General features: G+C 38.8%; 12 protein-coding genes. All 12 read left to right on the top strand.

Annotated features, from left to right (window positions below; translation table 11 throughout):
* Positions 1-6 precede the first annotated feature (6 nt).
* The 12 genes from rfbS to wzzB all read left to right on the top strand — a co-directional run bounded on the left by rfbS (position 7) and on the right by wzzB (position 15,273).
* Positions 7-846 (top strand): CDP-paratose synthase, encoded by an 840-nt coding sequence (gene rfbS / locus ACLJRE_RS09125; protein WP_001528480.1) that lies wholly within the window; start codon positions 7-9, stop codon positions 844-846.
* Positions 843-1,859 (top strand): CDP-paratose 2-epimerase, encoded by a 1,017-nt coding sequence (gene rfbE / locus ACLJRE_RS09120; protein ID WP_000770933.1) that lies wholly within the window; start codon positions 843-845, stop codon positions 1,857-1,859. The genes rfbS and rfbE overlap by 4 nt, the downstream gene beginning before the upstream one ends.
* A gap of 70 nt (positions 1,860-1,929) precedes the next feature.
* Entirely contained in the window at positions 1,930-3,228 is a 1,299-nt protein-coding gene (locus tag ACLJRE_RS09115) for an MATE family efflux transporter (protein ID WP_015405860.1), read from the top strand.
* Between the two features lies 1 nt (position 3,229).
* A complete protein-coding gene (locus tag ACLJRE_RS09110; protein WP_023212541.1) occupies positions 3,230-4,231 on the top strand; it encodes a glycosyltransferase family 2 protein in 1,002 nt (333 codons plus the stop codon).
* 574 nt (positions 4,232-4,805) lie between these two features.
* Positions 4,806-5,867 carry a glycosyltransferase family 4 protein gene (locus ACLJRE_RS09105; protein ID WP_001528395.1) on the top strand — a complete coding sequence of 354 codons (1,062 nt, stop codon included), beginning with the start codon at positions 4,806-4,808 and terminating at the stop codon, positions 5,865-5,867.
* Complete coding sequence (rfbN, locus tag ACLJRE_RS09100; RefSeq protein WP_000705150.1) at positions 5,868-6,812, top strand: O antigen biosynthesis rhamnosyltransferase RfbN; 945 nt, start codon at positions 5,868-5,870, stop codon at positions 6,810-6,812.
* Positions 6,813-8,252, top strand: a complete 1,440-nt coding sequence (locus tag ACLJRE_RS09095) for a mannose-1-phosphate guanylyltransferase/mannose-6-phosphate isomerase (RefSeq protein WP_001528486.1) — start codon at positions 6,813-6,815, stop codon at positions 8,250-8,252.
* Positions 8,239-9,672, top strand: coding sequence for an O-antigen biosynthesis phosphomannomutase RfbK (gene rfbK / locus ACLJRE_RS09090; protein WP_023212540.1), 1,434 nt, complete (start codon positions 8,239-8,241; stop codon positions 9,670-9,672). The genes ACLJRE_RS09095 and rfbK overlap by 14 nt, the downstream gene beginning before the upstream one ends.
* A gap of 71 nt (positions 9,673-9,743) precedes the next feature.
* On the top strand, positions 9,744-11,174 hold the full coding sequence (locus ACLJRE_RS09085) for an undecaprenyl-phosphate galactose phosphotransferase (protein WP_000368703.1): 1,431 nt from the start codon (positions 9,744-9,746) through the stop codon (positions 11,172-11,174).
* A gap of 163 nt (positions 11,175-11,337) precedes the next feature.
* Positions 11,338-12,744, top strand: a complete 1,407-nt coding sequence (gene gndA, locus ACLJRE_RS09080) for an NADP-dependent phosphogluconate dehydrogenase (RefSeq protein ID WP_000043532.1) — start codon at positions 11,338-11,340, stop codon at positions 12,742-12,744.
* Between the two features lie 236 nt (positions 12,745-12,980).
* Positions 12,981-14,147 carry a UDP-glucose 6-dehydrogenase gene (gene ugd / locus ACLJRE_RS09075; RefSeq protein ID WP_023212539.1) on the top strand — a complete coding sequence of 389 codons (1,167 nt, stop codon included), beginning with the start codon at positions 12,981-12,983 and terminating at the stop codon, positions 14,145-14,147.
* Positions 14,148-14,289: 142 nt separating this feature from the next.
* Positions 14,290-15,273 (top strand): LPS O-antigen chain length determinant protein WzzB, encoded by a 984-nt coding sequence (wzzB, locus tag ACLJRE_RS09070; RefSeq protein ID WP_000215265.1) that lies wholly within the window; start codon positions 14,290-14,292, stop codon positions 15,271-15,273.
* Positions 15,274-15,277: the final 4 nt, after the last annotated feature.

Genomic DNA, 15,277 nt, shown 5'->3' with positions numbered 1-15,277 from the left:
GATTTCATGAAAATTCTAATAATGGGAGCGTTTGGGTTCCTTGGATCACGACTTACATCCTACTTCGAAAGTCGACATACTGTGATTGGCTTAGCAAGGAAGAGGAACAATGAAGCTACCATAAATAATATTATTTACACGACAGAAAATAATTGGATCGAAAAAATAGTAGAATTTAAACCGAATATTATTATTAACACTATTGCTTGCTATGGAAGACATAACGAACCTGCAACAGCTTTAATAGAAAGCAATATTCTTATGCCTATCAGGGTATTAGAATCTATCTCATCACTTGATGCAGTATTCATAAATTGTGGAACATCACTGCCACCAAATACGAGTTTATATGCATATACTAAACAAAAAGCAAATGAACTCGCCGCCGCCATTATAGATAAAGTTTGCGGTAAATATATAGAGTTAAAATTGGAGCATTTCTATGGAGCTTTTGATGGAGACGATAAGTTTACCAGTATGGTTATTAGACGTTGTTTAAGTAACCAGCCAGTAAAGTTAACATCTGGTTTGCAACAGAGAGATTTCTTGTATATAAAAGATCTACTAACAGCGTTCGATTGTATTATAAGTAATGTTAATAATTTTCCCAAATTTCATAGTATTGAAGTTGGTAGTGGAAAGGCTATATCAATTCGTGAATATGTAGAGACTGTTAAAAATATCACAAAAAGCAATTCTATAATTGAATTTGGTGTGGTCAAAGAAAGAGCCAATGAATTGATGTATAGTTGTGCTGATATAGCAGAACTTGAAAAAATAGGATGGAAAAGAGAGTTCTCTCTTGTTGATGCATTAACTGAAATAATTGAAGAGGAAGGGAAATGAAGCTTTTAATTACCGGTGGATGTGGCTTTCTTGGGAGTAATCTTGCCTCCTTTGCTTTAAGTCAAGGGATTGATTTAATTGTATTCGATAATCTATCACGTAAAGGTGCAACAGATAATTTACATTGGTTATCCTCCTTAGGAAACTTTGAGTTTGTACATGGTGATATTCGCAACAAAAATGATGTTACAAGATTAATAACTAAGTATATGCCTGATAGCTGTTTTCATCTTGCAGGTCAAGTGGCAATGACTACATCTATTGACAATCCTTGTATGGATTTTGAAATTAATGTAGGTGGAACTTTAAATTTACTTGAGGCAGTACGGCAGTATAATTCAAATTGTAATATAATTTATTCATCAACAAATAAAGTATACGGCGATCTTGAGCAATATAAATACAATGAAACAGAAACTAGATATACTTGTATAGATAAGCCTAATGGATATGATGAGAGCACACAATTAGATTTCCACTCACCATATGGTTGTTCAAAAGGTGCTGCAGATCAATACATGCTTGATTATGCAAGGATTTTTGGTTTGAATACAGTGGTGTTCAGGCATTCATCAATGTATGGTGGGAGACAGTTTGCTACTTATGATCAAGGCTGGGTAGGTTGGTTTTGTCAAAAAGCGGTTGAAATTAAAAATGGTATTAACAAACCCTTCACTATTTCTGGTAATGGTAAGCAAGTTAGGGATGTTTTGCATGCTGAAGATATGATTTCGTTATATTTCACTGCCTTGGCAAATGTATCAAAAATTAGGGGGAACGCTTTTAATATTGGTGGTACCATTGTCAACAGCCTGTCATTACTTGAATTATTCAAATTGCTTGAAGATTATTGCAACATTGATATGAGGTTCACTAATTTACCTGTAAGGGAAAGTGATCAGCGTGTTTTTGTTGCAGATATTAAAAAAATCACTAATGCAATTGACTGGAGCCCAAAAGTCTCGGCAAAAGATGGTGTCCAGAAAATGTATGATTGGACTAGTTCTATATGATGTTTCTGCCCGCGAAAGCGGGCATAATTAAAGAATGAAATATTTTTTATAATTAAAAGATGAAGCTGACGTGAGGAAACTGAGGTTGGTTAGAATTCCAAGACATCTTATTATTGCCGCTTCCTCTTGGCTTTCAAAGATAATAATTGCCGGTGTTCAGTTAGTAAGTGTTAAATTTCTTTTGGAAATTCTTGGCGAAGAATCATACGCTGTATTTACTCTTTTAACTGGATTATTGGTCTGGTTTAGCATTGCAGATGTTGGGATTGGTAGTAGTCTACAAAATTATATATCTGAGTTGAAAGCTGATAGAAAATCATATGATGCATATATCAAGGCCGCAATTCATATTCTATTCGCATCCTTAATCATTTTAAGCTCTACATTATTCTTCTTATCAGATAAATTATCGTCACTATATCTTACTTCATTTAGCGATGAATTGAAAAACAACTCAGGAAGTTATTTTTTTATAGCAAGTATATTATTTATATTCATCGGCGTTGGGAGTGTGGTCTATAAAATATTATTTGCGGAACTGTTAGGGTGGAAAGCTAATATAATTAATGCATTATCTTATCTTTTAGGTTTTTTAGATGTGGTTGCGATCCATTATTTAATGCCAGATTCGAGTATTACCTTCGCTTTAGTAGCATTGTATGCTCCGGTAGCAATACTGCCCATTATATATATATCGTTTCGGTACATATATGTTCTTAAAGCGAAAGTAAACTTTAACACCTATAAATTATTACTATCACGTTCATCAGGGTTTCTGATTTTTTCGTCCTTATCGATAATAGTTTTACAAACTGATTATATTGTGATGTCTCAGAAATTATCTGCTGCAGATATTATAAAATATACTGTAACGATGAAAATATTTGGTTTAATGTTTTTTATTTATACTGCGGTATTACAAGCATTATGGCCAGTATGTGCTGAATTACGAGTGAAAATGCAGTGGAGAAAGTTGCATAGAATCATTTTCCTAAATATTATTGGTGGGGTATTTTTTGTTGGTCTTGGTACGTTATTCATTTATGTTTTAAAGGATTATATCTATAGCATAATTGCTAACGGTATAGATTATAATATTAGTGGGGTTGTTTTTGTTTTACTGGCTGTGTATTTTAGTATAAGAGTTTGGTGTGATACATTTGCTATGTTACTTCAAAGTATGAACCAATTAAAAATTCTTTGGCTCATAGTTCCGTGTCAGGCATTAATTGGTGGTGTGACTCAATGGTATTTTGCAGAGCATTATGGAATAGTTGGTATTTTATACGGACTAATTTTATCATTCTCGCTAACTGTTTTTTGGGTATTGCCAGTGTATTATATGTATAAGAGTAAAAGGCTAGCATAATATGAAGGTATCATTTTGCATCCCAACGTATAATCGAGTAAAATTCATTGAAGACCTTCTTGAAAGTATTAATAATCAATCTTCTCACTCCTTAATTGTAGAAGTATGTATTTCAGATAATGCATCAACTGATGGAACTGAAGAATCAATAAATATCTGGAGAGATAGATTTAATTTTCCAATTTTGTATCAAAGGCATAACGAAAATATTGGGCCAGATAGGAATTATTTATCTGCAGTTAATATGGGGACTGGAGATTATTGTTGGATTTTCGGAAGTGATGATATTCTTACAAAAAATTCCCTTGCATTGATGGAAAATAAATTGGCTGCCGGAAGTGACATTTATTTATGTGACAGACGAGAATTAGATATTTCAATGACGAAAATATCTAATCCACATCGGCGATGGTTAAATGGTGGCAGTAGATTATTTTCTTTTAGCAATGAAGCTGATTTGATAGAGTACTTTAGTAAATGTAACTCAGTCGGCGGACTTTTTAGCTACTTAAGCTCTATTATAGTGAAAAGGAATAAATGGTCTGACGTCATATTTGACGAGTCATACATTGGTACAGCTTATGCGCATGTATATATTTTATTAAGAATAATTAACAATATGAATTCGACCCTGCAGTACATATCACTGCCACTGGTTGATTGCAGAGGAGATAACGATACATTCGAAAGTAATGGGAAGGCTCGTCGAATAAAAATTGATTTCATCGGTTATTTAAAACTGAGGGAGGATTTTTATAATAACGATACAAAAATATATATCTCATTTGGACGGGTTCTTACAAAAGAGCGTCCTTGGTTTTATACTTCTTTAGCTATGGCATGTTATGGTGATTCCACCGATAGAGCTGAACTTGCATCATTTTATAAGAAGTTGGGCTATCCTAAAATAGCCACCAATTTAATATTTCGTCTTAAAGGGCTGGCTAGCTACACTAAAAAAATAAAATTAGCAAAAATGGTAATAAAAAAAATATTTTCATAGTATCAACATTAATACAAATCGAGTTTATAGTATAAAAAATGCTTATGCTATTATTGTCGTGACTATTTAGTGTATAGTTTATACGTGTTTTGTAGGATGATTTATTTGCAATTTCCTTAATTAGAACTTTTAAATACTCTTGCTTTTTCGGATACAGTAACAGATGCTATATATGTATCTATAATATGTATGGCCGGGGTTGTTTTTGACTATTTATCAATTTCAAAATTAAGACTTGTGGCAATTAGAGATTGTCGGAAACCCTAGTTTTCTTTCTTTTGCTCACTATGCTCTTGCATATCTTAGTGTTTACCATAGAGTGAGTATATTATGGCAGATGCTATTTTTTGTGGCATTTTTACTTGGTATAATATTTGACTTAGTATTATGAACTGATTTTAATGGTGATTTTATAATAATTACAAGGCTTGCTTATATTTATTTGGATATGATTCCTTATTCATTTTTAATTATGATCCGTGGTTCATTTTAATGAAAATGTTTCCTAATAACTATTGGTCGTCCTTGTGATAATCGCTATACAAGCATGAATGGAAAAACGGAGAGCTATTCAATGATCGTTAACCTATCACGTTTAGGTAAAAGCGGTACGGGAATGTGGCAATACTCGATTAAATTTTTAACGGCTCTGCGAGAAATAGCTGATGTTGACGCAATAATCTGTAGCAAGGTACACGCTGATTATTTTGAAAAGCTCGGTTATGCAGTAGTTACTGTTCCGAATATTGTTAGCAACACATCAAAAACATCGCGACTTAGACCATTGGTATGGTATGTATATAGTTACTGGCTTGCGCTGAGGGTTTTAATTAAGTTTGGTAATAAAAAATTGGTGTGTACTACGCATCACACTATCCCCTTACTGAGAAACCAAACGATAACCGTACATGATATAAGACCTTTTTATTATCCGGATAGTTTTATTCAGAAAGTGTATTTTCGCTTTTTATTAAAAATGTCCGTTAAGCGATGTAAGCATATTTTAACGGTATCTTATACCGTTAAAGATAGCATTGCTAAAACTTATAATGTAGATAGTGAGAAAATATCAGTAATTTATAACAGCGTTAATAAATCTGATTTTATACAAAAAAAAGAAAAAGAGAATTACTTTTTAGCTGTTGGAGCAAGTTGGCCACATAAAAATATTCATTCATTCATAAAAAATAAAAAAGTTTGGTCTGACTCTTATAATTTAATTATTGTATGTGGTCGTACTGACTATGCAATGTCTCTCCAACAAATGGTCGTTGATCTGAAACTAACAGATAAAGTGACTTTTTTACATGAAGTCTCATTTAATGAATTAAAAGTTTTATATTCTAAAGCCTACGCGCTTGTTTATCCATCTATTGATGAGGGTTTTGGTATACCTCCTATTGAAGCGATGGCATCAAATACTCCAGTTATAGTGTCCGATATACCAGTATTTCATGAAGTGTTAACCAATGGTGCATTATATGTGAATCCGGATGATGAAAAAAGCTGGCAGAGTGCAATTAAAAATATAGAGCAGTTGCCTGATGCAATTTCTCGATTTAACAACTATGTCGCACGGTATGACTTTGATAATATGAAGCAGATGGTTGGCAATTGGTTGGCGGAATCAAAATAAATGAAAATAACATTAATTATTCCCACATATAATGCAGGGTCGCTTTGGCCTAATGTTCTGGATGCGATTAAGCAGCAAACTATATATCCGGATAAATTGATTGTTATAGACTCAGGTTCTAAAGATGAAACGGTTCCGTTAGCCTCAGACCTGAAAAATATATCAATATTTAATATTGACTCTAAAGATTTTAATCATGGAGGAACCAGGAATTTAGCAGTTGCAAAAACTCTGGACGCTGATGTTATAATTTTTCTAACGCAAGATGCAATTCTTGCGGATTCGGATGCAATTAAAAATTTAGTTTATTATTTTTCAGATCCATTGATAGCAGCGGTTTGTGGTAGACAACTTCCTCATAAAGATGCTAATCCTCTTGCAGTGCATGCCAGAAAATTTAATTATAGTTCAAAATCTATTGTTAAAAGTAAGGCAGATATAGAAAAATTGGGTATTAAAACTGTATTTATGTCCAATTCTTTTGCTGCCTATCGCCGTTCCGTTTTTGAAGAGTTAAGTGGGTTTCCTGAACATACAATTCTTGCCGAGGATATGTTTATGGCGGCTAAGATGATTCAGGCGGGTTATAAGGTCGCCTACTGCGCTGAAGCGGTGGTAAGACACTCCCATAATTATACCCCGCGAGAAGAGTTTCAACGATATTTTGATACTGGTGTATTTCATGCTTGTTCTCCGTGGATTCAGCGTGACTTTGGCGGAGCCGGTGGTGAGGGTTTCCGCTTCGTAAAATCAGAGATTCAATTCCTGCTTAAAAATGCACCGTTCTGGATTCCAAGAGCGTTATTAACAACTTTTGCTAAATTCCTGGGTTACAAATTAGGCAAGCATTGGCAATCTTTACCGTTGTCTACATGTCGCTATTTTAGCATGTACAAGAGTTATTGGAATAATATCCAGTATTCTTCGTCAAAAGAGATAAAATAAATGTCTGTTCTTCCCGTAATTATGGCTGGCGGCACAGGTAGCCGTTTATGGCCGCTTTCACGCGAATATCATCCGAAGCAGTTTCTAAGCGTTGAAGGTAAACTATCAATGCTGCAAAATACTATAAAGCGATTAGCTTCACTTTCTACAGAAGAACCCGTTGTCATTTGCAATGACAGACACCGTTTCTTAGTCGCTGAACAACTCCGTGAAATTGACAAGTTAGCAAATAATATTATTCTCGAGCCGGTAGGCCGTAATACTGCACCAGCGATCGCTCTTGCCGCGTTTTGTGCGCTCCAGAATGCTGATAATGTTGATCCTCTTTTGTTGGTTCTTGCTGCAGATCATGTGATCCAGGATGATATAGCTTTTACGAAAGCTGTCAGACGTGCTGAAGAATACGCCGCAAATGGTAAGCTTGTAACTTTTGGTATTGTTCCAACGCATGCTGAAACAGGTTATGGATATATTCGTCGGGGTGAGTTGATAGGAAATGACGCTTATGCAGTGGCTGAATTTGTGGAGAAACCGGATATCGATACCGCCGGTGACTATTTCAAATCAGGGAAATATTACTGGAATAGCGGTATGTTTTTATTTCGTGCAAGCTCTTATTTAAACGAATTAAAGTATTTATCACCTGAAATTTATAAAGCTTGTGAAAAGGCGGTAGGTCATATAAATCCCGATCTTGATTTTATTCGTATTGATAAAGAAGAGTTTATGTCATGCCCGAGTGATTCTATCGATTATGCAGTTATGGAGCACACACAGCATGCCGTGGTGATACCAATGAGCGCTGGCTGGTCGGATGTGGGATCCTGGTCCTCACTTTGGGATATATCGAATAAAGATCATCAGAGAAATGTTTTAAAAGGAGATATCTTCGCACATGCTTGTAATGATAATTACATTTATTCCGAAGATATGTTTATAAGTGCGATTGGTGTAAGCAATCTTGTCATTGTTCAAACAACAGACGCTTTACTGGTGGCTAATAAAGATACAGTACAAGATGTTAAAAAAATTGTCGATTATTTAAAACGGAATGATAGGAACGAATATAAACAACATCAAGAAGTTTTCCGCCCCTGGGGAAAATATAATGTGATTGATAGCGGCAAAAATTACCTCGTTAGATGTATCACTGTTAAGCCGGGTGAGAAATTTGTGGCGCAGATGCATCACCACCGGGCTGAGCATTGGATAGTATTATCCGGGACTGCTCGTGTTACAAAGGGTGAGCAGATTTATATGGTTTCTGAAAATGAATCAACATTTATTCCTCCGGATACTATTCACGCGCTGGAAAATCCCGGAATGATCCCCCTGAAGTTAATTGAGATTCAATCAGGTACCTATCTTGGTGAGGATGATATTATTCGTTTAGAACAACGTTCTGGATTTTCGAAGGAGTGGACTAATGAACGTAGTTAATAATAGCCGTGATGTTATTCATTCATCAGGTATTGTGTTTGGAACGAGTGGGGCTCGCGGTCTTGTAAAAGATTTTACACCTCAGGTATGTGCTGCTTTTACGGTTTCATTTGTTGCCGTTATGCAGGAACATTTTTCCTTTGATACCGTAGCATTGGCAATAGATAATCGTCCAAGTAGTTATGGGATGGCTCAGGTGTGTGCTGCTGCATTGGCGGATAAAGGCGTTAACTGTATTTTTTATGGAGTGGTACCAACCCCAGCTTTGGCCTTTCAGTCTATGTCTGACAATATGCCTGCGATAATGGTTACGGGAAGTCATATTCCTTTCGAGCGGAACGGCCTCAAGTTTTATCGTCCTGATGGTGAAATCACGAAACATGATGAGGCTGCGATCCTTAGTGTTGAAGATACGTGTAGCCATTTAGAGCTTAAAGAACTCATAGTTTCAGAAATGGCTGCTGTTAATTATATATCTCGTTATACATCTTTATTTTCTACTCCATTCCTGAAAAATAAGCGTATTGGTATTTACGAACATTCAAGCGCTGGGCGTGATCTTTATAAGCCTTTATTTATTGCATTGGGGGCTGAAGTTATTAGCTTGGGTAGAAGCGATAACTTTGTACCTATAGATACAGAGGCTGTAAGCAAAGAGGATCGGGAAAAAGCACGCTCATGGGCTAAAGAGTTCGATTTAGATGCCATATTCTCAACAGATGGGGATGGTGATCGCCCTCTTATTGCTGATGAGGCAGGCGAGTGGTTGAGAGGCGATGTATTAGGTCTATTATGTTCACTTGCATTGGATGCAGAAGCCGCCGCTATTCCTGTTAGTTGTAATAGCATAATTTCTTCTGGCCGCTTTTTTAAACATGTTAAGCTTACGAAAATTGGATCGCCTTATGTTATCGAAGCTTTTAATGAATTATCGCGGAGTTATAGTCGTATTGTCGGCTTTGAAGCCAATGGCGGTTTTTTATTAGGAAGCGACATCTGTATTAACGAGCAGAATCTTCATGCCTTACCAACTCGTGATGCTGTATTACCAGCAATAATGTTGCTTTACAAAAGTAGGAATACCAGCATTAGCGCTTTAGTCAATGAACTCCCAACTCGTTACACCCATTCTGACAGATTGCAGGGGATTACGACTGATAAAAGTCAATCCTTAATTAGTATGGGCAGAGAAAATCTGAGCAACCTCTTAAGCTATATTGGCTTGGAGAATGAAGGTGCAATTTCTACAGATATGACAGATGGTATGCGAATTACCTTACGTGATGGATGTATTGTGCATTTGCGCGCTTCTGGTAATGCACCTGAGTTACGCTGCTATGCAGAAGCTAATTTATTAAATAGAGCTCAGGAACTTGTAAATACAACGCTTGCTAATATTAAAAAACGATGCTTGCCGTAAAAGAATTGAATGTTATTTACTTAATATGCCTATTTTATTTACATTATGCACGGTCAGAGGGTGAGGATTAAATGGATAATATTGATAATAAGTATAATCCACAGCTATGTAAAATTTTTTTGGCTATATCGGATTTGATTTTTTTTAATTTAGCCTTATGGTTTTCATTAGGATGTGTCTATTTTATTTTTGATCAAGTACAGCGATTTATTCCTCAAGACCAATTAGATACAAGAGTTATTACACATTTTATTTTGTCAGTAGTATGTGTCGGTTGGTTTTGGATTCGTTTGCGACATTATACATACCGCAAGCCATTTTGGTATGAGTTAAAAGAAATTTTTCGTACGATCGTTATTTTTGCTATATTTGATTTGGCTCTGATAGCGTTTACAAAATGGCAGTTTTCACGCTATGTCTGGGTGTTTTGTTGGACTTTTGCTATAATCCTGGTGCCTTTTTTTCGCGCACTTACAAAGCATTTATTGAACAAGCTAGGTATCTGGAAGAAAAAAACTATCATCCTGGGGAGCGGACAGAATGCTCGTGGTGCATATTCTGCGCTGCAAAGTGAGGAGATGATGGGGTTTGATGTTATCGCTTTTTTTGATACGGATGCGTCAGATGCTGAAATAAATATGTTGCCGGTGATAAAGGATACTGAGATTATTTGGGATTTAAATCGTACAGGTGATGTCCATTATATCCTTGCTTATGAATACACCGAGTTGGAGAAAACACATTTTTGGCTACGTGAACTTTCAAAACATCATTGTCGTTCTGTTACTGTAGTCCCCTCGTTTAGAGGATTGCCATTATATAATACTGATATGTCTTTTATCTTTAGCCATGAAGTTATGTTATTAAGGATACAAAATAACTTGGCTAAAAGGTCGTCCCGTTTTCTCAAACGGACATTTGATATTGTTTGTTCAATAATGATTCTTATAATTGCATCACCACTTATGATTTATCTGTGGTATAAAGTTACTCGAGATGGTGGTCCGGCTATTTATGGTCATCAGCGAGTAGGTCGGCATGGAAAACTTTTTCCATGCTATAAATTTCGTTCTATGGTTATGAATTCTCAAGAGGTACTAAAAGAACTTTTGGCTAACGATCCTATTGCCAGGGCTGAATGGGAAAAAGATTTTAAACTGAAAAATGATCCTCGAATCACAGCTGTAGGTCGATTTATACGTAAAACTAGCCTTGATGAGTTGCCACAACTTTTTAATGTACTAAAAGGTGATATGAGCCTGGTTGGACCACGACCTATCGTTTCGGATGAACTGGAGCGTTATTGTGATGATGTTGATTATTATTTGATGGCAAAGCCGGGCATGACAGGTCTATGGCAAGTGAGTGGGCGTAATGATGTTGATTATGACACTCGTGTTTATTTTGATTCCTGGTATGTTAAAAACTGGACGCTTTGGAATGATATTGCCATTCTGTTTAAAACAGCGAAAGTTGTTTTGCGGCGAGATGGTGCGTATTAAGCTTACCGAGAAGTACTGAATAATAATTGTATAAAATAGCCTGCGTAAAATCTGAACGCATCAATCGCTACCTTAATATCATACCTTTGAGTTAACATACTATTCACCTTTAACCTGCCATGACCGTTTGTGGCAGGGTTTCCACACCTGACAGGAGTATGTAATGTCCAAGCAACAGATCGGCGTCGTCGGTATGGCAGTGATGGGGCGCAACCTCGCGCTCAACATCGAAAGCCGTGGTTATACCGTCTCCGTTTTCAACCGCTCCCGTGAAAAGACCGAAGAAGTGATTGCCGAGAATCCCGGCAAAAAGCTGGTGCCTTATTACACGGTGAAAGAGTTTGTTGAATCCCTCGAAACGCCTCGTCGTATCCTGTTAATGGTGAAAGCGGGCGCAGGTACTGATGCAGCTATCGATTCGCTGAAACCGTATCTGGAAAAAGGCGATATCATTATTGATGGCGGTAACACCTTCTTCCAGGACACAATCCGTCGCAATCGTGAGCTGTCTGCGGAAGGTTTTAACTTTATCGGTACCGGTGTTTCCGGTGGTGAAGAGGGCGCGCTGAAAGGGCCATCTATCATGCCTGGCGGTCAGAAAGATGCCTATGAACTGGTGGCGCCGATCCTGACGAAGATTGCTGCTGTGGCGGAAGATGGCGAACCGTGCGTGACCTATATCGGCGCCGATGGTGCGGGTCACTACGTCAAGATGGTCCACAATGGTATTGAATATGGCGATATGCAGCTTATCGCTGAAGCTTACTCCCTGCTGAAAGGCGGCCTGAACCTCAGCAATGAAGAGTTGGCGAACACTTTTACTGAGTGGAATAACGGCGAGCTGAGCAGTTATCTGATCGACATCACTAAAGACATCTTCACTAAAAAAGATGAAGACGGTAATTACCTGGTGGATGTCATTCTTGATGAAGCCGCCAACAAAGGGACCGGTAAATGGACCAGCCAGAGCGCGCTGGATCTGGGCGAACCGCTGTCGCTGATTACCGAATCTGTCTTTGCGCGTTACATCTCTTCGTTGAAAGCGCAACGTGTTGCCGCATCTAAAGTGCTCTCCGGGCCGAAAGCGCAACCGGCAGGCGACAAAGCGGAATTTATCGAGAAAGTGCGTCGCGCGCTGTATCTTGGCAAGATCGTCTCCTATGCGCAGGGCTTCTCGCAGCTACGCGCCGCGTCTGATGAATATCACTGGGATCTCAACTACGGCGAGATTGCTAAGATTTTCCGTGCGGGTTGTATCATTCGCGCTCAGTTCCTGCAGAAAATCACCGATGCTTACGCAGAAAACGCTGGTATTGCCAATTTGCTGTTAGCGCCTTACTTCAAGAAAATTGCTGATGAGTACCAGCAGGCGCTGCGTGATGTTGTGGCTTACGCGGTGCAGAACGGCATTCCGGTGCCGACATTCTCTGCGGCAGTGGCCTACTATGACAGCTATCGCGCCGCAGTACTGCCAGCTAACTTAATTCAGGCGCAGCGTGACTACTTTGGTGCGCACACCTATAAACGTACTGATAAAGAAGGCATTTTCCATACCGAATGGTTGGAGTAATTTCTGCAAAAATGTTTAAGCCCGGTTTAATACCGGGCTTTTTTTTATCTCTATTCTTATTGATTTATCGCTTTTACTTAATATTAACTTAATAATCTGTGTTTATCGTAATGAAGATAATCTGAATTGTTTTCGTCTGCGTTGCACTTTATATACTCAGGCGTTAAAACTTTAATATCTTATCAGGATGCGAAATACATCATGATTCATAATTAAGTTAATTCTGAGAGCGAATAATGAAAATCACGATATCCGGGACGGGTTATGTTGGCTTGTCTAATGGTTTGCTTATTGCACAACATCATGATGTGGTGGCATTAGACATTGTTCCTTCCCGTGTTGAACTGTTAAATGATCGGATATCTCCGATTGTTGATAAAGAAATTCAGCAATTTTTAAAGGAAGATAACATCAGATTCAGGGCAACGCTGGATAAGTTTGATGCGTACCAGAATGCAGATTACGTCATCATTGCTACGCCTACGGATTACGATCCCAAAACCAACTATTTTGATACGTCCAGTGTGGAATCGGTCATTCAGGATGTGATCAGCTTCAACCCCGCAGCCGTGATGATTATTAAGTCTACGGTGCCGGTTGGCTTCACGGCAGCAATGCGGCAGAAGTTTGCGACAGAAAATATCATTTTCTCTCCGGAGTTTTTACGTGAAGGTAAGGCCCTTTACGATAACCTTTATCCTTCCCGTATCGTGATTGGGGAACAGTCTGAGCGCGCCAGAGAATTTGCCACATTACTCCAGGAAGGCGCTATTAAACAGGAGATTCCGACGCTGTTTACGGACTCCACTGAAGCGGAAGCCATTAAACTTTTCGCCAATACTTATCTCGCTATGCGAGTCGCTTATTTTAATGAATTAGACAGCTATGCTGAAACGTTAGGGTTAAATACCCGACAAATTATTGAAGGGGTATGCCTCGACCCGCGTATTGGCAATCATTATAATAATCCCTCTTTTGGTTATGGCGGATATTGTTTGCCAAAAGATACCAAACAGTTGCTGGCTAATTATCAGTCGGTGCCTAATAATATTATCTCCGCTATCGTTGAAGCAAACCGTACGCGTAAAGATTTTATTGCCGACGCTATCCTCGCCAGAAAGCCTAAAGTGGTGGGCATTTATCGCCTGATTATGAAGAGTGGCTCCGATAACTTCCGCGCCTCATCGATTCAGGGGATTATGAAACGTATTAAAGCGAAAGGCGTAGAGGTCATTATCTATGAGCCGGTAATGGAAGAAGATACTTTTTTCAACTCTCGCCTTGAGCGTGATTTGCACTGCTTTAAACAGCAGGCGGATGTCATTATTTCCAACAGGATGGCGGCAGAGCTTTTGGATGTCGCTGAAAAAGTGTATACCCGCGATCTTTTCGGTAGTGATTAATAAGGCAATCGGGGCTGATGAGTCCCGATGATTTATTGACCAAATGGAAATAATGTCTGATTTTTATCATTAATCCTATGGCATATATTTGCTTTATGACTACACTGTCTCCAGCTTCATCCTTTTTTTAGTTAGGGTATCTATGACAGTGGATAGTAATACGTCTTCCGGGCGTGGGAACGATCCGGAACAGATTGATTTGATTGAGTTATTGCTACAGTTATGGCGTGGGAAGATGACCATTATTGTAGCCGTTGTTATCGCCATTTTGCTGGCCGTAGGCTACCTGATGATAGCCAAAGAAAAATGGACATCCACGGCGATTATTACCCAACCTGATGCCGCGCAGGTTGCCACCTATACCAACGCGCTCAACGTCTTGTATGGCGGGAATGCTCCCAAAATCTCTGAAGTGCAGGCGAATTTTATAAGCCGCTTTAGCTCTGCGTTTTCCGCATTATCGGAAGCGCTGGATAATCAGAAAGAGCGGGAAAAGCTCACCATTGAACAGTCGGTAAAGGGGCAGGCGCTGCCACTCTCGGTTTCTTATGTGAGTACTACCGCTGAAGGGGCGCAGCGTCGGCTGGCGGAATATATCCAACAGGTGGATGAAGAGGTCGCTAAGGAACTGGAAGTTGACCTGAAAGATAACATCACGCTGCAAACCAAAACGTTGCAGGAGTCTCTTGAGACGCAGGAAGTTGTGGCGCAGGAACAAAAAGATCTGCGTATTAAGCAAATCGAAGAAGCGTTGCGCTATGCGGATGAGGCCAAAATCACGCAGCCGCAGATTCAGCAAACCCAGGATGTTACCCAGGACACGATGTTCCTGTTGGGGAGCGATGCGCTAAAATCGATGATACAGAACGAAGCGACGCGTCCACTGGTCTTTTCTCCGGCCTATTACCAGACGAAGCAGACACTGCTGGACATTAAAAATCTGAAAGTGACTGCCGATACGGTGCACGTCTATCGTTATGTGATGAAGCCGACGCTGCCGGTCCGTCGCGATAGCCCGAAAAAAGCCATTACCCTCGTGCTGGCTGTGTTGCTGGGCGGGATGATCGGCGCCGGGATTGTGCTGGGGCGTAATGCGCTACGTAGCTATAAGCCAAAAGCCTTGTAAGCTT

The organism is Salmonella sp. SAL04157, assembly GCF_046551635.1.
Lineage (GTDB): Bacteria > Pseudomonadota > Gammaproteobacteria > Enterobacterales > Enterobacteriaceae > Salmonella > Salmonella enterica.
Note: the sequence above shows the minus strand (reverse complement) of the source record. Positions and strands in the feature narration are given on the sequence as shown.